The sequence below is a fragment of the Psychrobacter pocilloporae genome, from assembly GCF_029872915.1.
GTDB lineage: Bacteria > Pseudomonadota > Gammaproteobacteria > Pseudomonadales > Moraxellaceae > Psychrobacter > Psychrobacter pacificensis.
This window is the reverse complement of sequence record NZ_PGFT01000001.1, coordinates 2,679,823-2,703,535: the sequence shown is the minus strand read 5'-3', so window position 1 is coordinate 2,703,535 and position 23,713 is coordinate 2,679,823. Positions and strand designations below refer to the sequence as shown.

At 42.7% G+C, this 23,713-nt stretch carries 16 protein-coding genes and 1 pseudogene; 9 read left to right on the top strand and 8 right to left on the bottom strand.

Annotated elements, in window-relative coordinates; translation table 11 throughout:
* Positions 1-123: 123 nt before the first annotated feature.
* The 3 genes from CUR83_RS11555 to CUR83_RS11545 form a co-directional block, all read right to left on the bottom strand.
* On the bottom strand, positions 124-2,187 hold the full coding sequence (locus CUR83_RS11555) for a sensor histidine kinase (protein WP_284719691.1): 2,064 nt from the start codon (positions 2,185-2,187) through the stop codon (positions 124-126).
* Positions 2,188-2,285: 98 nt separating this feature from the next.
* Complete coding sequence (locus CUR83_RS11550) at positions 2,286-3,008, bottom strand: response regulator transcription factor (RefSeq protein ID WP_058025471.1); 723 nt, start codon at positions 3,006-3,008, stop codon at positions 2,286-2,288.
* A gap of 315 nt (positions 3,009-3,323) precedes the next feature.
* A complete protein-coding gene (locus CUR83_RS11545; RefSeq protein WP_071002985.1) occupies positions 3,324-4,580 on the bottom strand; it encodes an efflux RND transporter periplasmic adaptor subunit in 1,257 nt (418 codons plus the stop codon).
* A gap of 679 nt (positions 4,581-5,259) precedes the next feature.
* Between CUR83_RS11545 and pilG the strand changes: the two genes are divergently transcribed.
* From pilG to CUR83_RS11500, 9 genes and pseudogenes are all read left to right on the top strand, one after another.
* Positions 5,260-5,637: a twitching motility response regulator PilG gene (pilG, locus tag CUR83_RS11540; protein WP_057761576.1), complete on the top strand. Its 378-nt coding sequence runs from the start codon at positions 5,260-5,262 to the stop codon at positions 5,635-5,637.
* Between the two features lie 183 nt (positions 5,638-5,820).
* Entirely contained in the window at positions 5,821-6,183 is a 363-nt protein-coding gene (locus tag CUR83_RS11535) for a response regulator (protein ID WP_071002986.1), read from the top strand.
* A 3-nt stretch (positions 6,184-6,186) separates the two neighbouring features.
* Positions 6,187-6,717 carry a chemotaxis protein CheW gene (locus tag CUR83_RS11530; protein WP_071002987.1) on the top strand — a complete coding sequence of 177 codons (531 nt, stop codon included), beginning with the start codon at positions 6,187-6,189 and terminating at the stop codon, positions 6,715-6,717.
* 514 nt (positions 6,718-7,231) lie between these two features.
* Positions 7,232-8,305 (top strand): annotated as a pseudogene (locus tag CUR83_RS11525) (methyl-accepting chemotaxis protein); the annotation flags it as partial.
* Between the two features lie 109 nt (positions 8,306-8,414).
* Positions 8,415-9,350, top strand: coding sequence for a CheR family methyltransferase (locus CUR83_RS11520; RefSeq protein ID WP_071002989.1), 936 nt, complete (start codon positions 8,415-8,417; stop codon positions 9,348-9,350).
* 30 nt (positions 9,351-9,380) lie between these two features.
* Positions 9,381-16,295 carry an Hpt domain-containing protein gene (locus CUR83_RS11515; RefSeq protein ID WP_284719690.1) on the top strand — a complete coding sequence of 2,305 codons (6,915 nt, stop codon included), beginning with the start codon at positions 9,381-9,383 and terminating at the stop codon, positions 16,293-16,295.
* The gene (locus CUR83_RS11510; protein WP_058025478.1) at positions 16,285-17,286 is read left to right on the top strand and encodes a chemotaxis protein CheB; all 1,002 of its coding nucleotides are present in this window, start codon (positions 16,285-16,287) and stop codon (positions 17,284-17,286) included. The genes CUR83_RS11515 and CUR83_RS11510 overlap by 11 nt, the downstream gene beginning before the upstream one ends.
* Before the next feature lie 17 nt (positions 17,287-17,303).
* Positions 17,304-17,801 (top strand): hypothetical protein, encoded by a 498-nt coding sequence (locus tag CUR83_RS11505; protein ID WP_284719689.1) that lies wholly within the window; start codon positions 17,304-17,306, stop codon positions 17,799-17,801.
* A gap of 141 nt (positions 17,802-17,942) precedes the next feature.
* Positions 17,943-18,464, top strand: a complete 522-nt coding sequence (locus CUR83_RS11500; RefSeq protein ID WP_284719688.1) for a cytochrome b — start codon at positions 17,943-17,945, stop codon at positions 18,462-18,464.
* Between the two features lie 143 nt (positions 18,465-18,607).
* Here CUR83_RS11500 and minE read toward each other — a convergent pair whose 3' ends face one another.
* The 5 genes from minE to CUR83_RS11475 form a co-directional block, all read right to left on the bottom strand.
* Positions 18,608-18,898 (bottom strand): cell division topological specificity factor MinE, encoded by a 291-nt coding sequence (minE, locus tag CUR83_RS11495; protein ID WP_071003763.1) that lies wholly within the window; start codon positions 18,896-18,898, stop codon positions 18,608-18,610.
* A gap of 2 nt (positions 18,899-18,900) precedes the next feature.
* A complete protein-coding gene (gene minD / locus CUR83_RS11490; RefSeq protein ID WP_058025481.1) occupies positions 18,901-19,713 on the bottom strand; it encodes a septum site-determining protein MinD in 813 nt (270 codons plus the stop codon).
* A gap of 414 nt (positions 19,714-20,127) precedes the next feature.
* Positions 20,128-20,955: a septum site-determining protein MinC gene (gene minC / locus CUR83_RS11485; protein WP_284719687.1), complete on the bottom strand. Its 828-nt coding sequence runs from the start codon at positions 20,953-20,955 to the stop codon at positions 20,128-20,130.
* An 80-nt stretch (positions 20,956-21,035) separates the two neighbouring features.
* Positions 21,036-22,127 carry a hypothetical protein gene (locus CUR83_RS11480; protein WP_223333420.1) on the bottom strand — a complete coding sequence of 364 codons (1,092 nt, stop codon included), beginning with the start codon at positions 22,125-22,127 and terminating at the stop codon, positions 21,036-21,038.
* 341 nt (positions 22,128-22,468) lie between these two features.
* A complete protein-coding gene (locus CUR83_RS11475) occupies positions 22,469-23,434 on the bottom strand; it encodes an acyltransferase (protein ID WP_212564181.1) in 966 nt (321 codons plus the stop codon).
* Between the last annotated feature and the right edge of the window lie 279 nt (positions 23,435-23,713).

Sequence of the window (23,713 nt, the reverse complement as noted above, 5' to 3'; positions counted from 1 at the left end):
TCAGTCACTTTGGATATGCACATCCGTGACTGACTTATGATGAATAGCTATTAAGGAAGGAATGTTTGAGGGGTATCAGTGGGAGTAATATCAACAAAGTAACGTATTTTCAAATATAGCTGATTACTCATGCTGATTGTAATGAGGGTTATGTTCAACGGGTATGGCGACTAAAAAGCGAGTATGACCGTTTAGCGTATCAGTAGTGATCCGCCCTTGATGCGCGGTGACAATCTGAGAAACCAAAGAAAGCCCCAACCCTGACCCTTTATTCTTTTGCTGTAACCGTACGAAGGGACTAAACACTTCTTCGCGTTTTTCTTCAGGAATACCTGTGCCTTCATCAATCACCGCTAGCACCGCGTATTTCGGTAGTGGGCGCACCGGCTCAGTTTTTGCCTTTTTTAGATGCTTAGCAAATAAGCCTTCTTTGCGCGGTGTGGCTGCGGCTTCGTTATTATTTTGGGTGTTGGCTTTAGCACTGTTTTTCGCTTTATCTTTGCTGCCATTTTTGTGGATAGTTGTATCAGTTGCTACTTTGTCAGTTTTTCGATTGCTATCGTTTTCAAGAGCATGCGCACGATTGTCGATTGTTCCATCTGTAGATTCGATAAGATTATCATGTACGGATTTCTTAGCGTCTTTATTAGAGTCTGAAGTGTCTTTAGAATCAGGAACGGCCTTCCAAATCACTTTATCTAAATCGGTGCTAGTAATATGAGCATCAGGTTTTACAGAACTTGGGATATTTTTAATAAAGTTAAGATCAGCATTTACATCTTCACCGACTGTTAGATTTTCACCATTTTTGTAGATTGGCGGTGCTGGCAAGACAGCTATTGGCTCGACTGAATCAATTTTGTCTTTATTGCTCAGAGTAGAGTCGGCATTTTCGGGAGAAGCAGACTCCTGCTCATCACTATTGGTATCAAGCGGCTCTTCATAAGAGTCAAAATCCAACAAGCTATTATAATCGGTGAAACTGCTAGAGAGCACGGTCTGCAATAGGTAATCAGGAACAGTGCCAGCATCTTCGATAGTCTGAACGCCGTACAGTAACACGGTAATGGGCGGCTTACCGTGAAGCATGGCATTGGTCAGTAGATTGCGAATGAGATGAGTCAACATTGATGATTGACCGTCGATCATGATGTGCTCACCAATCAACGTGGCTTCAGGATAGTGCTGACGTTCTTGATTGACCAAATCGTATAAATCCAAGTTTTCAATTTGCTGCAAAGCATGACCTGCGTCTAGACGACTGACCAACAATATACTTTCGACCAAATCATTGAGACCTGACAGATCGCGAGTGATGGCATGAGCGCGTTTGTCAAACTTGGACTTGGTATCTGCTGGCAGCCCGCTTGCCAACATATCCATCATTTCAATCTGCAAGCGAATGCGCGTGATAGGCGTACGCAACTCATGAGAAGCATGCGCCAATAATAAATTGTTGGCATCAACGAGGTGCTCGATTTTTTGTGCCGCTTGGTTAAAACCGCGCGCCAAGGAAGCAATCTCATCATTACCGCGCGCATTGACTCGCACGGTAAAATCACCATCACCCAGCTGCGTCATCTGCTGGCTCATCTGATTGATACGCCACGTCATGGTGCGAGCAATAATCCACAAAACCCCTGCCATGATAAGCAGCAGCAATAAGGTGCCAGTAAATAGGTTCAATGCCGCAGAAAGGGCTGGTTTTTTGGGCGGTAAACGCGATTCGTACAGCAGCGTATAGCCTGTGCTGCTATATACTTGTGCTTGCTGGGTCGTGGCGGTATCAGAAAAAGAAGGGAAAACGCGTGATAACAAAGATGGGGTAGGCGGCAGCTCTAATGGCAAATCGCTGTGGTCGGTTTGCATCAGCAAATGACCATCGCTGTCATACAGACCCATTTTGGCCTGTAAAGACTCGTCAAAAATATCAAAGCTTTTTTTGACGACCGCCAGCATAAACCGCGACTGCAAACGGTTGTCTTTGCTAATGGCGGTATTTAGCTCATGCAAAAAAGGATCGATTTGCCCTAAGATCTGAGTGGCCAATACCTCGGAGCGAATTCCCGCATCTTTATCATGGACCAGCTGGGTCAACAGCACCATCGCCACTGCAAATAAGATAAGCGCCAGCATAACGCTGGCAAATAGTTTGGCAAATACGGAACGAAAACCCAAGTGCTGCATTAAACCATCTCTATTATCAGACGTTTATAACGATTCAAAACGGTTACTATATGGTCTGCCGTTTATAGCGTGCTGCCGCTCATAATATGAGCAAAAAATCAGACCTGATCGGTGGCAAATTGATAACCGACGCCGCGTACGGTGATGATACGTTTGGGCTGGCGAGGGTTGTCTTCAATCAAGGCGCGTAAACGTGAAATATGCACATCAATGGCGCGGTCGATATTGTCTGAGCTGTCATCATTTGGCATCGCCTGCCAGAGCTGCTCACGATTGAGTACTTTACCAGAATGCGTGGCAAAGTAGTGTAGTAATTGAAACTGATGCGTGGTCAAACGTACCGGCTCATCATCAATCGTCACCTCATGACTGTCAGGAAATACGCTTAAGCGGCCAAACGTCAAGCTATCTGACTGGCTGTCTGCTTGGTTTGGTTGCTCATGACGGCGAATCACAGCGCGGATACGAGCCAATAGCTCACGCGGTTCAAAAGGCTTGGCGATATAGTCATCGGCACCCATCTCAAGGCCCAACACGCGATCTGTGGTATCACCTTTGGCCGTCAACATGATAATAGGTACTTTATTGGTCATGTTGTTTTTATTGCCACGGATCTTTTGACAGACCTGCATACCATCCATATCGGGCAGCATCAAATCAAGCACCACCAAATCGATATCGCGCTCTTTGGTATCTAATAGATCAAGGCCTTCTTGACCCAAACCTGCATGATGGACGTCATAGTAATTCATGGTCAAATAATCACTGATCAGCTCTGCTAAATCTGGATCATCTTCAATCAATAAAATCTGCTTGCTCATGGGATATCCTCTAATTGTTCTTATAATTTGCCAAAGGTCTAATGTGTGCTAGTCGCTTAACTATGCTAGTCGCTTAACTATGATAGAAGTATCAGTAGTTTTTACATTCTATGCCATTAAACCTCTGAGCCTCTAAGTTTTCAGGTGTTTTAGAGTACTGAACTATCATGATGATAAAAATACGTAGTGATAAAAATAGTCCTAAATACTCGGATAGTGCTATATATAGTACGACTATATTGCCTAATGATGCTGTTACAAAACAAGATAGGCTTTGTTAATGTTTCTACCAAATGTAACTGTCAGCGTGAATGGCTATGACACGATGACTTTTTTGCCTTCAGAGTCAATAGGTAAGTCAGCCAAGCAAATTAAACTATCGTTACTCACACCAGCAATCAAATATTGTTGCGTGGTCGGATCATACTCAACAACCTCAATAGGCTGGCGTGTCAGACGCTGGTCTTGGCCAATAATCCAGACATTGGCGGTCAACGGTTTAAGCGGCATATAAGGCGGTTTTTGTAACTCTGTTAAGTCAACATCATGCAAGGCGCGCTTGGGCACGATAGTACCTACGTCTATTTGTCCATAATTGACTCGCCCCGTGACCTTCATTTCTGGTTGTAGCTTGTCACGGCTGGCTTCATTGTCAATGACGTTAACATACACCAACAGTTTTTTTGGCTGGCTAGTAGGCACAAGCTTACTGACCTGACCTGTAAACTTGTCAGTGATACCTTCGGTCGTAAAATTGACGGTCTGACCAACTGAAAGCTGAGGCTCCGCTTGAATGGGTAGTGTCGCCGCAAAGTGCAATTTGGTCTCGTCACTAATTTCTAATAGGGGCGTGCGCGCCGCCATTTTTTCACCAGTTGTGGCATATAGGTTTTCTACACGACCTGAAAAGCTAGCAGCTATCGTCACCAAATTATATTGTGGGTTCGGTTTTTTAGTAGCAGCTTTTATACCATTACCATCGGTGTTGTCACTATTATCTGTGACAAGGTTTGCTGCTGACGACTCTTTTTTATCATTGTTAGTATTATTTACATTAGCATCATTATCAACAGATAAAGCCTTAGTAGAGCTAGAGTCAGAATTGTCGTCGATACTTGGTGTACTCTCTGGTTTCTTATTATTGGTAGTGCTTGTCACTATCTCTTCTTTAGAAGAGTTGGCTTCTGTAGATGTGTCTGATTTTACGGTAGGATCACTCACCGCCGCCAAACGCCTGACAACTAGTAAAGGCGTACCTTTTTCTACCCATTGACCTTCGCTAACGAACGTTTTTTCTATATTGACGGGATGTACTGCAACAAATTTGGTTTGTTTGATAGGCTCGATGCTACCTTGCAGCCCTAGACTTGGCTGATAACGGGAAGACTTTATACTGAGTATGTGTTCTGGTGTGATCGTGACACTATCACTGGTAATGACAACGGGGGAGTCTGCCGTTGCCGTGTTTTCGGGAGCGACTGATTCATTCTCAGATGGTGAGGGTTGACAAGCAGCAAGCAATAAAACGCTGAGCAAGTAGAGGCTTTTTTTGGAATGTTTAAAGGCTGTCATAGCAGTCACCGTTATAGTCGTCGTTTCATTATATAGTGAATAGATACGCGGTGGAACAATTGCGCCACACTTACTAATCTTAGATAGCGTAAGCGTTTGTCATAAGAAAATAGATGAGGTTGCCGACTTATTAAATAAGAACAGCGGTTTATGATACTCATTAGTTAGAACATTAATTCGCTAATGACTGGAAAAGCATCAATAACTGTGCTAAAACAAACATAACGAAATACTGTGATACATTTTTATCACAAAAGAAAATTATTCAGCAATGTGGTTATTGATTCTATATAATGCAGGGATATCATAAAGTTGGTTGCCTCATTGTTTAAATGACGTTGTCACTGAAAGTAAGTGAGTTCAAAAACTTTTGAGTGTTTTAAGAGATAATACGACTTTGCTTGATGGTTATAGAAGTAAAATATCAGGCCTAAAAAGCTAAAAATCGCACTCAATTTTATGAGCTTATTACGAGCAAAGTGCGTATAGTAACTCATGTTGACGCTGTGTTTGATGGGCAGACACTGATAAAAGGTATTCACTGTCATAAAAGGTCTAATGAAGTCTCAGTCTTTTGTATTGGTCTCATATTGACTGATATCATGACTTAAGATGATTGTTAGAGCTTTATATAGACAGAGAGCGTTACGAATAAATAGTCGTTCATAGGATAATGATAATGGAAAATAATTTTGAAGGTTTGAAAGTAATGGTGATTGATGATTCAAAAACCATTCGCCGTACCGCAGAAACCTTGCTACAAAAAGCGGGTTGTGAAGTCGTAACCGCTATAGATGGCTTCGATGCCTTAGCAAAAATTGTTGATAACAACCCAGATATTATTTTTGTCGACATCATGATGCCGCGCTTAGATGGCTATCAGACTTGTGCACTCATAAAAAATAACCCTGATTATGCTAATAAACCCGTGATTATGTTGTCATCTAAAGATGGCTTATTTGATAAAGCCCGTGGCCGCATCGTCGGATCTGATGAGTATTTGACCAAACCATTTAGTAAAGATGAGCTTTTTGATGCGATTAACCAGTACCGTTAATCAGCTCTATAGACTCAAATATAGTGATTGCTAAGATTAAAAATAATGACTCACTATTTAAGTGACTAACATACTAAGTGACTAGCATAAAAATAAATCACGAATAAGTTGTTGGCCATTATTTTCAGTCGTTTTATCAACAATATATCCTCATAGATATTTTAGAAAATAAAGGAAAATCCTATGGCTACCGTTTTAGTCATTGACGACTCACCATCAGAAATGGCGAAATTTCGCGACATGCTTTCTAAAAATAACTTTCAAGTACTAGAAGCATCAAATGGCGAGCAGGGCTGTCAGATGGCAGCTGATCATCTGCCAGATGTCATTTTAATGGATGTAGTAATGCCAGAAATGAACGGTTTTCAGGCTACGCGGAAAATCACTCGCGGCAAAACCACCGCTCATATACCTGTCATTATGATCAGTACCAAAAATCAAGAAACCGATAGAGTATGGGGCAAGCGTCAAGGCGCCAAAGAGTATATGAATAAGCCAGTCGATGAAAACGTATTGGTCAATATGATTCGCAAAGTGATGGAGTAACTTGTGGCCTCTAGAGGATTCATTGAGCTTCTGCGTCTAGCAGATTTGGCACGTGCGCGCAAAAGCGGTCGCCGCGGTGGTCAAGAGTTTGATTGGCAAGGGGTGGTATTTGAGATTGGTGGTCAGCGCTTAGTTGCTCCTATGGGTCAGGTATCAGAGGTGTTATCCATGCCAGAATACACTAGCTTACCTCTAGTAAAGCCTTGGATGCTAGGTATTGCCAATATTCGCGGACGACTACTACCTCTGACGGATTTGTCACGCTTTTTACAAGTGCCAAGCCGCTTGCCACAGCTAAGCCAGCGCAAAGTTATTGTGATCGATCACGATAATAACTTTTCAGGGCTACTGGTCGATCAAGTGCTTGGTATCGAACAGTTCACTCAGGAACATTACCGCCCAGAAGCGATTGATTCCAATTCACCATTTGCACCTTATAACCATGGTAAGTTTTTGAAAGACGAGCAGGAGTGGTACGTTTTCATGCCAAGCTTGCTGGCACAAGATCTGCAGTATTCAGATGCTGCGATATAGTAATCGATAATAAAACATCTATTTATTCGGTAACGACAGATTAATAGCGGCTGACACGATACAGTGGGATGTCAGTTTATACAGGCTTTGCTAATCATTGTTTTGATAACAACAAGATTGTCAAAGTCAGTCACGATAAGACTTTGACGATTGTTTGAAAGGGATACGCAAGATGAGTGATGTTAAAAGAAAACCTGTAGCTGGTACAGGCAACACAACTGTAGAAGGCAAAGAGACCAATAATACGTGGAAGCTATTATTAGGATTTTTTATTCTGCTGAGTGTGGTCTGTGTCGTTTGGTTGGCTAACGCGGTGTTATCGGTGAGTCAAGACTTTACTAACTTTAACCAAACAATTGTTTTACCAGCACTTGTCTTTGCTATCGGTGCTTTGGGTATTATGTTTGCCTCGTATCAATTGCTTAAGCAACGTGGTGGATCGGAGCGTTTGCTGATTGAAAAAGAAACCTTACGCCGCCGTCAAGAAGCAGAAGCAGAGTCTGAACGAGCTCGTCAAATTCAAGAAGAAAATGAACGTAACCAGATCGCTATTCTACGCCTACTTGATGAGTTAGGGGATTTGGCAGAAGGTGATTTGACGGTCAATGCTACCGTGTCAGAAGACTTTACAGGGGCAATTGCTGACTCAGTAAACTTCGCAATTGACCAATTACGTCAATTGGTCTTGGTTATTAACAGTACTGCCGACCGAGTTGCACAGTCTTCAGATCAAACGCAGATGAACGCTGTTGAGCTTGCTGAAGCTTCTGAACATCAAGCGCAAGAAATTGCTGGTGTATCAGCCGCTATTAATGAGATGACCGTATCAATTGACCAAGTTTCGAATAATGCGTCAGAGTCTGCGACGGTTGCTCAGCGTTCAGTTGCCATTGCCTATAATGGGGCAGAAGTTGTACAGCGTTCGATTGAAGGTATGAACGTTATTCGTGATCAGATTCAAGAGACATCGAAACGTATCAAGCGCCTTGGTGAGTCTTCTCAAGAGATTGGTGATATCGTTGGCTTGATTAACGATATTGCAGACCAAACCAACGTTCTGGCATTGAACGCCGCCATTCAGGCATCGATGGCAGGTGAGGCTGGTCGAGGCTTTGCAGTTGTTGCTGATGAGGTTCAGCGTCTGGCTGAGCGTTCAGCGAATGCGACCAAACAGATTGAAACATTGGTAAAAACCATTCAGGCGGATACCAACGAAGCGGTTATGTCGATGGAATCGACGACATCTGAAGTAGTACGTGGTGCTCGTTTGGCAAAAGATGCTGGTGAAGCACTAGAAGAGGTCCAGAGCGTTTCTAACACGTTGGCTGACTTGATTCAGAACATCTCAAATGCTGCATTACAGCAGGCTGAATCTGCTGGCCATATTTCTCATACTATGAATATCATTCAAGATATTACTTCACAAACCTCATCTGGTACGTTGGCCACAGCACGTTCTATTGGTGAGTTGAGTGAAATGGCTGCCGCACTACAAGAGTCGGTTACTGGCTTTAAAGTATCCAATGATGATGAATTGTTAGATGATGAAATGATTAACTCTGAACAAACCTTATCAGAAATTGTCTAACCTTTTAGCTTGAATATTGAATCGGTATCGATACGTCTTTTTGTATAAGATTTTAATTAAAATGCTGTATAGGTTCTGACGCCGTGCAGCATTAATAATAGCAGGCGACGTGAACAATCATATACAAGCAGAAAAGGCTCTATCTAATACATTTGAACCTGTATGGGGTGATGAGATGATACAGGGCGATAGTGCTAATTTACAGCAATGGCAGAGATATATAGAACAAGAGATTGGCTTTATATTGCCAAATACACAGCTGCAGTGGTTGACCAATGCCATTGACCACACAGCAACATTAAATGGACTCACTACTCAGCAGCTCTGGTATCAATTACCAAAGAATAATGAGATTCGTCAGCAGCTATTAGACAAAGTGCTGATTCATGAGAGTCGCTTTTTTCGTCATAAACCTTCTATCGATTTCATCACACGATATGCAATAGACAAGTGTGCAGATGACAGGAGTAAGCCCTTTCGCATTTGGAGCGTTGGTTGTGCAAGTGGGCACGAGACTTGGTCACTGGCCATGAGTCTGACAGCAGCGCAGTTATCCAATCATGTGATACTGGGAACAGATGTGAGCGAGCAAGCGATTACAAACGCGCGATTAGGACAATATGATCAACGGCAGTATTCATTAATTCCTCAAAATTGTCAGCAGTTTGTTTACCCTTTGATCACCAAAAATGCAGGTAATGAGCTGAGTATGGCTGATACTTCTAGTAAAGTAGAAAGGTCTATCAATACTCAGTTTGACTGGCAAGTAGCGCCAGCTTTACGACCTTATGTTAGCTTTGCTCTACACAATGTTATTGAACAAAAATCACCCACTTCGCATCTTCAAAATGTGATTATCTGCCAAAACATGCTGCTGTATTTTCGCAAGTTTGATCAGCGTGATATTTTGGCATGGCTATCAGAGCAGTGTGCGGTAGAGGGATATATTATATTGGCTCCAGGTGAGGCGTTGTTTTGGCGCCCTTCGAATATGCGCCGTATTGCGCACCCACAAGTGAATGTGTGGCAAAAAATTAGTGCCTAAATTAGTGCCTAGACGAGTTAGGATAAACCTATGAAAAAGCAGCCCAATGACATAGTGACGCTTGAGTGGTTGTCGCCACTGCTCAATGAGCAATTATCACAGATATCTGATGGCTGGCAATCAGGTGCCGATATCGACAGTTATCAACAGATGACATCGCACTACTATCAAGTTAGTGGTGCGCTGACTATGATTCGCTTGCCTCTACTAGCAGATCTTGCCAATAAGTTGAGTTTTATGGCGAGCTTGGGGGCTAGTCACAATCTGTCTGCTAGAGACTGTCAAATAGGCAAGTTTTCTCATAAGTTATTGCAACATGCGCTCAGTCAATATACGCATCTAGGCAAATACAACCCTGCTCTAATAAATAAGGCTACTAATGAGCTTGCCCAGATACTATCGCAACGAGGTGTGGAAGCAGATGCATTTATAGATGCTACTGATACCCAGCATGCGCATCTAAACAATGATGATACTCATGAAGGTATGGTTCATGAAGATATTGTCAATAGCATTCAGATCGCAGTACCCACGAGTAATGTTACGACCAATTTAGAAGATCAACACTATCAGCAGATGTTACTGGTGTGGCGACAGCAAGTACAAAAATTGCTGGTTGCCAATATCAATCAGGCACCTGTTCTACAAATTTTAGAAAAAGTTAGTCAATATCTATGGCAGAATACTCAAGACAATGATTTACAGCGTCTATGGTATTTGAGCGAGTTGTGGCTGAGTGATCTTGCCCATAATGAAGCGCCATCACCTGAATATTATGCGCCACTATTGGGTCAGCTTGATCGCGTCATAGAATCTGCTACTCAGCCTACGCACTTATCTTCGAGCCTTGTTAAAGGCTTAATCAACAGTGTCTATATTCAGCTCATCTACCTAGAGAATAGTAGCGAGCGAACTCAATCTACCCTTAATGAGATATCACAGTGTGAGCCTGCGACCTTACGTTTTTTAACGCGATTGCTCAGTGAGATTGAGACTCTTATCTTCAATCTAGATAAGCCAGATACGCTAATAAACCCTCTACGACATATAAAGAGCCAGCTTGAGAGTCGAGGTTGGGTGCAATATGCGTCGCAAGTTGAATCGATCCTTACAGATTTAGAGCAAGCACGCTTATCAGAGACAGAGTTTACGCAGCAGCAATGGCACATAGAGCGCAAGTTACAAGAGCTATATAGTGCTATTTACGATACCGAGCAGGTAATATCACTCAAAATTGGCGCTTCTTCTTCTTTTGCTATTATACCTGAAGCGTTTGATAGCAGTGATGTAAAGGATAAAGATAGACATGAGTCAGTTTCTACTGACAGTGACTTACGTGAGCTACGTATTGCCGTTGAAGAGATCAAGGAAAGCTTTAACGAGTATATACAACGTCAAGATATCCAGTCTTTACCAGTCATTGCTGACTTTGACAAGATTGCCCATGCTTTTGATGATATGGGACTGCCAGTCATTAGTGAGACGGTAGAAAATATAGGTAGTATATTCACACAACTGCTCACTCATGAGGTTGCTGTACTTAGCTGGGATGTGACCCAAGCCTTGGCAGAGAGTCTGACCTCGATTGAATTGTTACTCGACTATCTTGCGCAGCAAGTCTTTGATCAAAACTTATTGACGCAGGCAAATGAGTATGCAGCGAAAGCATCACAGCTTCTTAATGCGTATGCGAAATCACCAGAAACAACTCACGATACATGGCTGACGCAAAAGCCAGTCGCGATGAATGTGCTTCGTTATGATGATAGTGGTGAGATCGCACCTGTGACCAGCTCAGATAATGAAACGGTGATAGCAACGCAAGACACCACTGATACTAATCCTAATGTAGAGAGTGATGCATTGCTGCGTGCTCGTGAACAACTCAAGCCTGACAACTTTGAAGTTGATGAAGAGATTCGTGATATTTTTATCGAAGAAGTGAACGACGTCATTACTGATTTAGAAGATTTTCTTCCTATTTGGCAGCAGGATTCACAAAATCTAACACCCTTGACCGAAGTCCGTAGAAGCTTTCATACCTTAAAAGGCTCAGGCCGCATGGTTGGTGCCTTTAGCATCAGTGAGATGGCGTGGTCAATAGAAAACCTACTTAACCGTCTGTTGGATAAGACACTCCCTGTAACAGACGATGTCGTACGTCTGGTAATAGAGACGGCGGAACGTTTGCCAGTGCTACTGACAGATTTTGCCGCACAACAATTACCGAGCTCTGATCCTGCTATTACTATTCTGAAAAGTCGTAACCTAATGACGCAGCAGCCTGTCAATGCTGGTTTAGATACGTTTGAGACTGGAATCACTGAAACATCAGCTGAAGTAGCGTTAGGTATCAATGACTCTGATTCAATGGATGATGTATCGTTAGAAACATTACTTTCGAGCGTTGATGGTGCTGAAGGAGCAGATTCTGAAAGCAATAATACAAATATACCAGAATCGCTATCTGGTTTAGAGATTCCAGCAGTACTTATCCCGTTTATGCAAGAAACCGAGCAATTAGCAGCCGATGCGAATGATGCAGATCCTGATATTAAAGAGATATTTATAGAAGAGGCCGAGGAAGTACTTGCCGAAATCGTACCTTTATATGAAGGTTGGCAGCTAGCCTCGACTGACCTTGCCGCTCTAAAAGATATCCGTCGCGGTTTTCATACTCTAAAAGGCTCTGGTCGCATGGTGGGCGCTAACTACACCGCCGAGCTAGCATGGGCGATAGAGAATATGCTTAATCGCGTATTGGATCATAGTGTTGTTGTCTCAAATGATATGTGTCAGCTGATGTCAGATGTATTGGCCGCTTATCCTGAAATGTTAGTAGCATTTGAAAATAACAGCCAAGATTACCCAGCTTTAGTGCCCTTATGGATTGCCTGCGCCAATGCCTATAGTAAGCAACAGGGTGATGCGTTTAGTTACTCTCGCTTATATGAGCAAGCAACAAGCCATTCTGAAGCTGAAGCTGACGCCGCGCAAGAGCCTGTATTGATAACTAGCATAGACGAAGACAGTCCTACCTATGATGAGACTAATGAAGCGATAGACATGACGCTACAGACCTTCCATTCTGTCAACGAAAAAATGGCAGAGGCAACTGTTGTTTTAGCGCCTCAAAGCGAAGAAGAAAAAGCATTTTGTAAGATATTTATTGATGAAGCAGAAGAGTTACTTCATCACATTGATCAATTTGTCAGCGACAATCAAGATCAGCAACTGATTGAGATAACGGATGAAATAGTACGTGCATTTCACACATTACGAGCCGCATCTGGCTCCAGTGCTTTGGCTGCTATCAGCGAAGTTAGCGCAGCGATAGAGCACAGTTTGGAGCTATTGCATCAGCAAGATATAGCGATGAGTGCCCAACATCTAGAGGCTTTAGCTCAATCTGCCAAGCTGATAAATGGTTATTTAAGTAGCTACAAACAAAATATTCAGCAGCGTAGTGTCATAGTAGAAGATTCACACAGTCAGCAAGAGCAAGACATAGCGTCATTGCAAGCAATGCTGGCTGAGCAGTATGTCATTAGTGATGCTGATGCGACCGTTGTTACTAATAGCAAACCAACGATAGAAGAGTTATTAGATAATAATATCGACACGTTATTAGATGCTGAGTGGGAGTTAGAGGAGGCGCTTGGTCATGCTGAAAAAGAACACAGTCAAGACTATATCGCGCAGCAAATTTCACAAATCACCTGTTTAATAGATAAAGCTCAAGCATTTCCAAAATTCATTACCGTTCTGAATGAGCTAGGTAATGCCTATAGTTACCTGAGTGATAATATTGATAAAGCGAGAGATAGAGACATTCAATCTATTCTGCTATCAGGTCATGCCCAGTTGATTGGGCTATTCGATGCCCTAGCTGGTAGTACGTCATTGAAAATAGACCAGCAGGTAATGAGTGAGCTACAAGGTATCTATCAAAATGATAACCTTGATGATAACGACGAAGGCTTTGTCGTTCGAGCTATTTCAGCACCTAAAATCCAATTTGAAACGATTGATACGGATATTGAGCTATTAGAGATTTTCTTAGAAGAAGCTCAAGAACTTGATAACGCCCTAGATGAGAGTTTCAATAAATGGCGTGACGATATTACTAATATCAACTCGCTAAAAGTATTACAGCGTCATTTGCACACCATTAAAGGTGGTGCACGGATGGCTGGCATTCGTAGTATTGGTGATCTAACTCATGAAGCAGAAAGTGTTTATGAGTCTTTTGTAGAAAACAGACGAGAGCCGACGACACAGTGGCTTGAGATTATGCAAATGGTGCAAGACACGATGTCGCAACAAGTGATGCATATCGTGAATCATAAAAAATCCTTTTTCACCTCAGAGCTGATTGAGCAACTAAGAACGTTTGAAAAAGAAAAAACCTTACCAGAAACGGTAGAGCTGATCATACCAGTACCGAAAAACTATCTTGAACCAGACATTCAAAACGTAGTGGCGGATGAGGCCATTAGCAATACCGAAATATCAGAATTGCTCAGCCTAGATACCATGATTAAGCAATCATGGGCTAATGGGTTGCCTGATCCAGACATATTATCGGTGTTCTTAGAAGAGGCGGAGGAGCTTACCAATCGTAATAAATACCTGCATTTGTTCTTGAACGACACAAATAATACCACAGCATTACAAGCACTTCAGCGAGATCTGCATACGATTAAGGGCGGTGCCCGAATGGTGACTGCGTCCGGTATCGCTGATTTGGCGCATGAAATGGAGTCGGTTTATACGGATTTTGTGAGTAACCGTCGTCCCCCTACTCAGAAAGTATTAGAATTGCTAGTTGCCAGTCATGATTGGCTTGCTGATGCCGTATTTATACTTCAGCATCATGTCAATCCGCCAACACCTGCACTATTGATCGAGGCGTTAGAGCAGTTTGGGAGAAATCCTGATAGTCTCAAACAAGTTCCTAAAGAATCCCTACAGTCTCAGCGCGAAGCAATTTTGATTGCCAAAGAAAACCAAGACTCTCACTATCTTGCAAAAGATATTAGCGAGATGCCATCTATGTTCAGTAATACCAATAAGGAGGACGACAGCACTAGTAGTAATGAAATGATTCGTATCTCAGGTGGTCTGATTGAGCATATGATTAATCTATCTGGTGAGTCAGCGATTAACCGCGCCCGTATTGATATGGGTATTAGTAGCTTGACCAATAGTATCGAAGAGATGGGTACAACGGTACAGCGACTGGCAGATCAGTTACGCCGTATGGAGATTGAGCTTGAAGCTCAGATTTTGTCACAAATAGATGATGAGCTGATTGATAATGAGGATTTCGATCCTCTCGAGATGGATCAGTATTCTTCACTGAATCAATTATCAAAATCATTGACAGAATCTGCCTCGGATTTGGTGGATATTAATCATACTCTATTAGAAAAGACTCGTGATAGTGAAAGCCTGTTGCTACAGCTATCGCGGACACAGACTGAGTTGCAAGATGGGCTGATGAATTCGCGTATGGTACCATTCACGCGTCTGACACCGCGTCTTGAGCGTATTGTTCGGCAGACGGCTAATGAGTTGAATAAATCGGTTGAGCTGACCATCATCAACGCTGATGATGAGATGGACAGAACCATCCTAGAGCGGATTACCTCACCGCTTGAGCATATGCTACGAAATGCTGTCGATCACGGTATCGAAACCACATCAGCACGTCTAAAAGCAGGTAAAGAGCGCAGTGGTAATATTACGCTTGAGGTACATCGTGAAGGTAGTGAGATTGTCATCCAACTATCAGATGATGGCCGTGGTATCGATGTAGAAGCGGTAAGAAATAAAGCGATCTCTCAAGGTCTTATTGATGCAGACGATGACAGTCTTTCTGATCTTGATATTATGCAATATATCTTTAATGCTGGGCTGAGTACTAGTAAGCAGGTGACACAGATCTCTGGACGCGGCGTTGGCATGGACGTTGTTATTAGTGAAATTCGTCAGTTAGGCGGTGCGGTCTCTGTTGTCTCCGAGCTTGGAGAAGGCTCTAAATTTACGATGCGCTTGCCATTGACTGTTGCTGTTTCTGATGCGCTGGTTGTGCGCGCCGCAGATCGTTACTATGCAATACCATTGGTACAGATTGAGCGCGTGGTACGGGTTAACCCAGAAAAGCTCTATGACTATTATCATTCAGATGATGCTACATTGAACTTTGAAGACACGGAGTATCGTGTACGCTATCTCAACGAGATCTTATCTGGTAATAAACTGAACGAGCTGGTGGTTAATACCAACACCAGTCTGCCGCTGATTATTATTAAAAACCGCACAGGGCAAAATATTGCACTGCAAGTTGATCAGATTGCAGGATCACGTATCGAAGTTGTTGTTAAGCCTCTAGGACAGCAATTATCGAATATACCGGGTATTTCAGCGGCTACTATCATGGGTGATGGATCGGTAATGCTCATCCTAGACTTAATTGCATTAATGCGTAATGCACAGCTGGTCAAAAACCTCTCAAAATCTGCGAGTACCAAGCGAGGACGTATCGCCACCAAATCAACGATACTGGTAGTCGACGACTCAGTGACTGTACGTAAGGTAACGTCTCGCTTCTTGGAGCGTCAAGGATTCAATGTGGCGGTTGCAAAAGATGGCATCGATGCAATCGAGATACTACAAGATACAACACCAGATATGATCTTGTTAGATATCGAAATGCCGCGTATGGATGGATTCGAGGTGGCGACTCAGGTCAGATTCAATAGTCGATTACAGCATATCCCAATTATTATGATTACCTCACGTACTGGAGAAAAACATCGTGAGCGTGCTCTAGAGATTGGGGTGAACGACTATATGGGTAAACCATTCCAAGAAAAAGAGCTTCTTGAAAAAATTCAAAGACTACTAGGTGAAGAGGTTAGCCTAACTAATGACGGATAATGCACGTGTTTTAGCACTGCGACAAAAAAGCAATCATGATATCAAAGTGCTGGTGATGGCAGAGGATCATCGCCAGCGCTTGGCTTTTTCAGATACCGTACGTAGTTGCGGCTTTACCCTTGTAGGTTGTGTGTCAAGAGCACAGTGGCAAGCAAAAAGTGAGCTGTCTAATGTAGATATTGATATTTGGCTGATAGACAGTGATTATGATGACAGTGTAGCAACCGCAACAATCGCGTCAAAATCAGCGGCTGTCTTGGTGGGCTTTAGCCAAGCACCATATCTCAATGAGGCACAGCAATATGGTAAATGGCAGCGTAAGTTAAAACGTAAACTTGCAAAGCTTTTAGCACTACCAGCCCTGATCGATACTCCCGAATACAAGGGCGATGACACTGAAAGAAGCTGGCAGTATGTCGTATTTTTGGGCGCGTCTATGGGCGGTCCTAGTGCGGTAAAAGAATTTTTAGACAATGTGCCAGCGACACTGCCAGTGTGTATTTTATTGGCGCATCATTTCAATCAGACCATGATTGGTACGTTACCACGGATACTCAATCGCCATAATGATTGGCGCTGTGAGGTTATCGCGTCCTCGCAGCGTTTGCGAGCAGGGCATTGCCTCATAGCCCCTATTGATAAGCAAATAGTCTGTGATTCAGCTGGTAGGGTCATCTTGTTAGATCAAGCTTGGAGCGGTGAATATAAGCCTGCTATTGGTCAGATTCTAAAAAATACCAGTGATGTTTATGGTAGCGATCTAATCAATATTATATTTTCGGGTATGGGCAATGATGGCTCTCAGTATTTGGATATGGTTCAAGACAACAACAGCCAGTTGTGGGCGCAAGACCCTAGTTTGAGTGCATGTCCGAGTCAACCTCAGGCTATTATTGACTCAGGGTATTGTGGTTTCGTTGGTAGTCCGACAGATTTGGCAAAAAAACTGACTGATTATATTGGTGAAAGGGCAGCAAGCCATTCACGCTAACTGATTGTGAGCGACGTATGAAACAAATTTTGAAACACTCATTTGAAGCGGTAAGTTTACTGACAACCAACAATGGTATGCTCGATGTGACTATCGTGCCAGCATCTAACCAACCCGATTGGATTATTCCGAGCAGTTTGATTTTGAGCGTCGACGATTATCAAGAGCGTATATCCAAGTATCAGTGGCAAGCGCAAAATCTTGCTGTCTTTCACTTGTTACCGCAGGATAGAACACCAGAGAAAGTCATCATACTAGAGGGCAATACCACCGAGCATCGATTTGCTTTGCAAACGGCAGGTGAGTTGCGCCAATTACAAGCCCGTATTTCTGACGTCAAAGATACAGAGCTTCCCGAGCAGTTTGCGGATACTAGCGTTGATAAAATAGAAGGGCAGTATGACGAAAACGTTGTGCTCTCTTATCTGTATCAAACCGTTATGATTGACGACAATGTTTATTTGGTACCAGACTTGGACAAAATTGCGCATCATTTGGTGAATTCAGATGACTAGATTCTCGTCTAAGTTTCAGTTATGCTTCACCTCATAGGTAGTACCCGAGCAATGCTGATTACTTTTTGTTATTGAATGAGTTGCTGCCCTATATATAATATCAATTATAAATAACGTTTAATAAAAACTATAGAGCCGCTCATGAATAATTCTAACGTATCAAAATGGTCGCTCAGCAGTCGTATATTTCATTGGATCAGCGCAGTTTTATTATTGATCACATGGGTGATGATACTGCTGCATGAAAATCTCGATAGCAATCTATATATCGGATTTCACAAAGCGTTTGGGATAAGCTTGTTGTGTTGGATGATTGCGCGAGTTATCAACCGCATCTTTACCAAAGCGCCACCGTCTATACCAATGCCAAAATGGCAATCGATGGTCTCTAAGTTATCGCATTTTGCGCTCTATGCCATTCTGATTGCTATGCCGCTTGCTGGTTTATTGATGACTGTATATGGTGGTCGTCCTGTCGATATCTTTGGTTTATTCCAAATACCCGTGTTTGTGACTCCTGATAGGAGTTTGGCCCGCTTTTATAATGATTTACATACCGATATTATTTGGCCAATGATCATCGGTTTTACAGCGCTGCATATTGGTGCTGCCTTGTATCATCAGTTTATCAAAAAAGACAATTTAATATCACGTATGAAATGATCTGCTATTGATCAATGCTCGAATGCTGTATACAGCATGCCGTACCAATAAACTTAAAGATGCAAAAAAGCCCTAAGTACATTACTTAGGGCTTTTTAAGTGATAAATGAAAGTGCTTACGGTCTAAAGGTCTGATTACAAATTTACTTTTTGTGTTCAGGTAAATTAATGTTCATCTCTAACACATCTAAGCTGTCTTCTGAGCGATGATTGATATTGACATCATCAATCTGCACGCCATTCACATATTTGTTGACCACTTCTAAGATTTCACGTTTCATTTTTTCGATACGATCAACCGTTAGGCGGTTATTTAGACGATTTTCGCTAGCAACGATAACCTTGAGACGTTCGGTAGCTAGATTGGCACTGCCTGCACTACTGCCATCGTCAGTACCGAATAGGCTACTCCAAAATCCTTTTTTCTTAGTCATCATTAACCCCCAAACCAGCGCTGTAGTAAACTCTTTTTCTTCACATCAATATGACGTAGTGGACGCTCTTCGCCTAAGAAACGGGCGACGATATCATCATAACATTGACCAGCAACAGAGTCGGTATAATGAATAACAGGCTCACCGTGGTTCGATGCTTCGAGCACAGAATGGCTCTCAGGCACAACGCCGAGCAATGGTACTTTTAAGATGTCATTTGAGATAGTGTCGATGTCCATCATCTCGTTCGCAGCAGCACGTTCTGCATTGTAACGAGTGATAACCAAGTGCTCACGTACAGAGCCTAGGTTTTCTTCAACCTTTTTCGTTTGACTTTGCAAAATACCGATGATGCGATCCGAGTCACGTACTGAAGAGATCTCAGGGTTGGTAACAATGATGGCTTCGTCAGCGTGATACATGGCCAACTGTGCACCGCGCTCGATACCAGCAGGTGAGTCACAGATGATATAGTCAAACTGTTTAGACAGCTCAGTCATGACCTCTGCGACACCTTCATCCGTCAATGCGTCTTTATCACGCGTCTGACTAGCAGGAAGGATATACAGGTTTTCAAGCTGTTTGTCTTTGACAAGTGCTTGCGACAAGCGTGCGCTACCGGTAATGACATCAACGAAATCATAAACAATTCGGTTTTCACAACCCATGATCAAGTCTAGATTACGTAGACCTACATCAAAATCAATTACAACCGTTTTATAGCCACGCAATGCTAAACCAGCGGCAAAAGAGGCGCTAGTCGTGGTTTTGCCTACACCGCCTTTACCTGAAGTGATTACAACTATCTTCGCCACAATGGCACACTCCTATGAATCAATGGGATATCTTTTATATAAATAGCACAATTGCATGGTATTTATCTACTAACTATATATGTACTATCTGCGAAGATAGCCTAGCATAAATATATAGATATTTATAGCAAGTCTATATTAAAGCAGAAAAACAACTGAGATATGAGCTATAAAGGGCTTTTGCTTATAAATTTTACAGTTAATGGCGATAATTTTTAGCCGTATGATAGCTATTTAAATATACGGCAAATAACGTTAGAACCAACACTTAATAATAGCTCAATTGTAACGATTAATTTAATATATCTTGTTTTATTTATCTGACACAGCAGCTTATATAATTACAGCTTACCTTACCCAGTTTACTTTACTAGACAATCACCTAACCGTTTATTATTTTTAACTGAGCAATAATTAAGCTTCATCCATTACGATAAATACTAGGCCTTCACCTTCCACAAACTTGACTTGTACAGGTTTATCAATCACGTGCTCAGGTAGGTTGTCTCGCAAACAATAAGTGCCTGCTACAGAAACCAGAGAAGGATTGAAAACTTGGCAGAAAATACGAGCATCTTTGTCGCCTGTTGCGCCTGCCACCAAGCGGCCTTGCGCACGTCCATAGACATGTAAGCTGTTGTCAGTGATGGCTTCAGCACCGCTATTCACACTGTTTGTCAGAATCAAATCGCCGCCGACATGGTTTAAGCTTTGGCCTGAGCGTAGCATCTGGTCGTAGATGAGGCTGGTAATATGCTGAGCACTTAACAATGTCTCATCTGGAAGACTGGAGATGGTGGTTTCAGTGGCAGGTATATTTGCCGCACTCTCGGTGCTAGTATCGTTGGCTGATTTTGCGCGATTATCTTCTTTAGGTTTATTGGACGGTGTAGGGGCTGTTTTGCTAGGTACGATACGTTCAATGCGTTTACCATCTGCAGGAAAGATGGCCAAGCGCTGCTCGCGCGCTTGATCATCAAGTAGGCCTGTCACCACACCGATCGGCTGTAGTCCCCATGACCATAATAGCTCTACTAAGGCAGATAAATCTTGCTCGACGTCGCTATCGATAAGGATTGGGATATTACTGGATTTGTTGCTCAATGTCTCAGTAAGCTGGGCTTCAATAGTACCTAGATCGCTGGTACTAAACTGTAAACGTGAAAAGGTCAGCATCTTGCCATATAGGGCTAAGGCTGGTGCTGCGCTTGCAGTCTGATTATTATTGTCTGAAACTGTCATATATAAACCCTTAAAAATAATTCTGTCGCTGTATTCACGGTGTCATTGTTATTATTGTGTCATGCTCATAGCCAGCTCTGCTATAGATTTAGCATGTCTTGATGCTTCCACTGTTGTACTTTTACTTGTGCTTCAAATGCAGTCAAACTGTCATCAATGATACTCGAAATCAGAGTATCAAGTGCACTATTATCGGTGTCTATTTGCGCAATACCATGGGCAATCTCCACCATCAATGCGTCAAGCCGCTCAGGGTCAAGCAGGCGCTTATTTAAGGCATAAACAACGTTTTCACCGATGTTGTGTCCGACATGCTGCAGTTGTGATTCGATCAGGCTACCGGCGATAGGAATCATGCGCAAATAGCGTCGCAGCTCAGGAGTATTGGCTAGACCTTCTTCAATAGCGTTGCCCATTTCGCTGGCTAATAGACTGCCACCACCTGATGAGGCAGTCAGCTCCTGTAGTTTTGGTGCAAGCTCTGAGCGCAGAATGGATAATACAGCCGCTTCAATCTCAGCACGGTTGCGCGTGATGGCTGACTCGATAAAAGATTTGTGCGTTTCAGGGTTGGTCAATTCCTGCCTAAAATTTTGGATGGTCGTCAGGATGACACGATCAGAGAGCTCTTCTAATAATAGGTCAATATAGAACTTAATACGATTGATCCATGGCTGCGGGAGTACTTGGTAGCCAAGCTGGTACAATCGGCGTCCGATAACAACGGCTCTAAATAACCGTAACAAACGTAGCTGCGGAAAACAGCCTAAGACTTCGTACCAGTGGACAAAAGGGAAGAAAAACCAGCGATAATAGACTTTTTCTTTGATTGCGATTGCCCAGCGTAATAGTAATTCAGCAACCAAAAATATGGTAAAAAACCCACCAGCGGTACGCAACGGCTCATGCAACGTCGCCTGATACCAGTTGAGTCCCTCGCTGACTGACAGCCATTGTGCAGCATTGGCACTAAAGTCGCTCATCAATACAGCATCCAGACTGATCAGCAGAAGGTCAATACTGATAGCGATAAGCATCACGATATCATAAGTGAGCTTTAAACGACTGGGTTTTGGACGGTTTGGCCTTGGCGGCTCACTATTTGCAAGATGAGGCGACACCGGTGCAGTTGCAATAGGCGGGCTGGTAGTAGGAGAGGCGGGCACAGTCATACCTTATAAATGATAAATGGCACAAAGAAATGAGTAAATTTTTGACGGCTATTAAAAATAACCATCAAAAATCGATGCGTACATGATTAATCACATTATCAATGAATAAGGCCAAAAAACAACCCATCTATGATTAAAAATCATGCATAGCCACTTATAAAGTAATAATGATCATTTGCAACGCGACTATCATCAGTACAGTGCTCACGTATCATCATTAGCCCCTGCGTTATTGATTACTCAAGCGCTTATGGCAGTATGACTAGATTTTGTCCGTTATCGGACTATGAGTGCTGCGTCTTTTAAAAGGTATGTGATGACTTACGGCGTAAGTGAGTCATTTATTGAGCCACTTGAGTTTCAGGGGCTGTCTCAAAATCAGCCAGCATGTCAGTGATGCGCTGATCTTTTTGACGCCAGATGTGTTCAACCCAGTCAAACATCTGTGCTTTTATTGCCTCATCATTTTCATAGCCGCCTTGCTTAATTCCCTCAAACAACGCATCTGGTATATCAATATATCTTAGATCCACGCCCAAACGTTTGATATTGCCTTTCCACAGATCGCTATAGCTTGGTACGCCATCAGGATAGACGATGGTCATATCCAGTATGCCATCGATATCCTCGCCTAGGGCGTTAATCGCAAGGGATAAGCCGCCTGCTCGTGGTTTTAGCAAGTGCGTATAAGGAGACTGCTGTTTGGCATGTTTGGCCTTGGTAAAGCGCGTACCTTCTAGATAGTTTAGCAAGGTGAACGGCTTGTCTTTTAAAAGGGCACAGGCACGCTTGGCCTCTTCGATATCTTTACCTTTAAGTGCTGGGTTTTTGGCGATGGCTTCTTTGGAATGCCTGCGCATCATGGGGAAATCTAAAAAATAAAAAGCTTGCCCAACGATGGGAATATAGATCAGCTCAAATTTAGTAAAAAAGCGCGTCAATGGCAGGCGCTTTTCGCCAATGTATTGCACGATGCTGGTATCGACCCAAGATTGGTGGTTGCTGACCAGAAGGTATTTACCATCGATGCGAATATCATCTGGTAGGCTGATACGCCAATCTTTGCGAGGCAGCATGTCATCGATTAGTGCACTGTTGCTGCTGATCCAGTAAGTCGCGATTTTGATGACCGCTTTATCTGCAATAGGTGCACCCGTGATGACTTTGCTGACACCCATCAACCACAAAGGAATACTACCACCAAAGCTATTGGCAGTGATAACGCTTGCTGCTGTCGCTAATGAAACCGCCTTACCCAGTTTGGGCGTGCGTTTGTGCAGTTTTCGAATGGTAGATGTCAGTCGCATGCTTAATCCTCTTGGTTCAGTTTAATTAATAAGTAAGCCATATATTTCACAAGTCGATGTTTTAGATATTGCCAAAACTGCTCATATGATTGATGACCAATAATCCAGTGGACTAAGCGCTAATCATAGAAGCGTTGCTGGTTAATTCCTGATACAGCGGTCATTTGACGATGAGAAATTTGGCCACATAATTTTAGCAGAAACGTTTCGCAGTGTACGAGTGTAAACGTGACTAGTGATAACAAGGAACAGGTATTGGATAGTTTAGATGCTAAGAAA

Bases quoted from the DNA above. Each gene is read 5' to 3' on its own strand.
- minE (WP_071003763.1), bottom strand. From the start codon at position 18,898: ATGACTAAGAAAAAAGGATTTTGGAGTAGCCTATTCGGTACTGACGAT.
- CUR83_RS11545 (WP_071002985.1), bottom strand. From the start codon at position 4,580: ATGACAGCCTTTAAACATTCCAAAAAAAGCCTCTACTTGCTCAGCGTT.
- CUR83_RS11510 (WP_058025478.1), top strand. From the start codon at position 16,285: ATGACGGATAATGCACGTGTTTTAGCACTGCGACAAAAAAGCAATCAT.
- pilG (WP_057761576.1), top strand. From the start codon at position 5,260: ATGGAAAATAATTTTGAAGGTTTGAAAGTAATGGTGATTGATGATTCA.
- CUR83_RS11550 (WP_058025471.1), bottom strand. From the start codon at position 3,008: ATGAGCAAGCAGATTTTATTGATTGAAGATGATCCAGATTTAGCAGAG.
- CUR83_RS11500 (WP_284719688.1), top strand. From the start codon at position 17,943: ATGAATAATTCTAACGTATCAAAATGGTCGCTCAGCAGTCGTATATTT.
- CUR83_RS11480 (WP_223333420.1), bottom strand. From the start codon at position 22,127: ATGACTGTGCCCGCCTCTCCTACTACCAGCCCGCCTATTGCAACTGCA.
- CUR83_RS11535 (WP_071002986.1), top strand. From the start codon at position 5,821: ATGGCTACCGTTTTAGTCATTGACGACTCACCATCAGAAATGGCGAAA.
- CUR83_RS11475 (WP_212564181.1), bottom strand. From the start codon at position 23,434: ATGCGACTGACATCTACCATTCGAAAACTGCACAAACGCACGCCCAAA.
- CUR83_RS11555 (WP_284719691.1), bottom strand. From the start codon at position 2,187: ATGCAGCACTTGGGTTTTCGTTCCGTATTTGCCAAACTATTTGCCAGC.
- CUR83_RS11505 (WP_284719689.1), top strand. From the start codon at position 17,304: ATGAAACAAATTTTGAAACACTCATTTGAAGCGGTAAGTTTACTGACA.
- CUR83_RS11515 (WP_284719690.1), top strand. From the start codon at position 9,381: ATGAAAAAGCAGCCCAATGACATAGTGACGCTTGAGTGGTTGTCGCCA.
- minC (WP_284719687.1), bottom strand. From the start codon at position 20,955: ATGACAGTTTCAGACAATAATAATCAGACTGCAAGCGCAGCACCAGCC.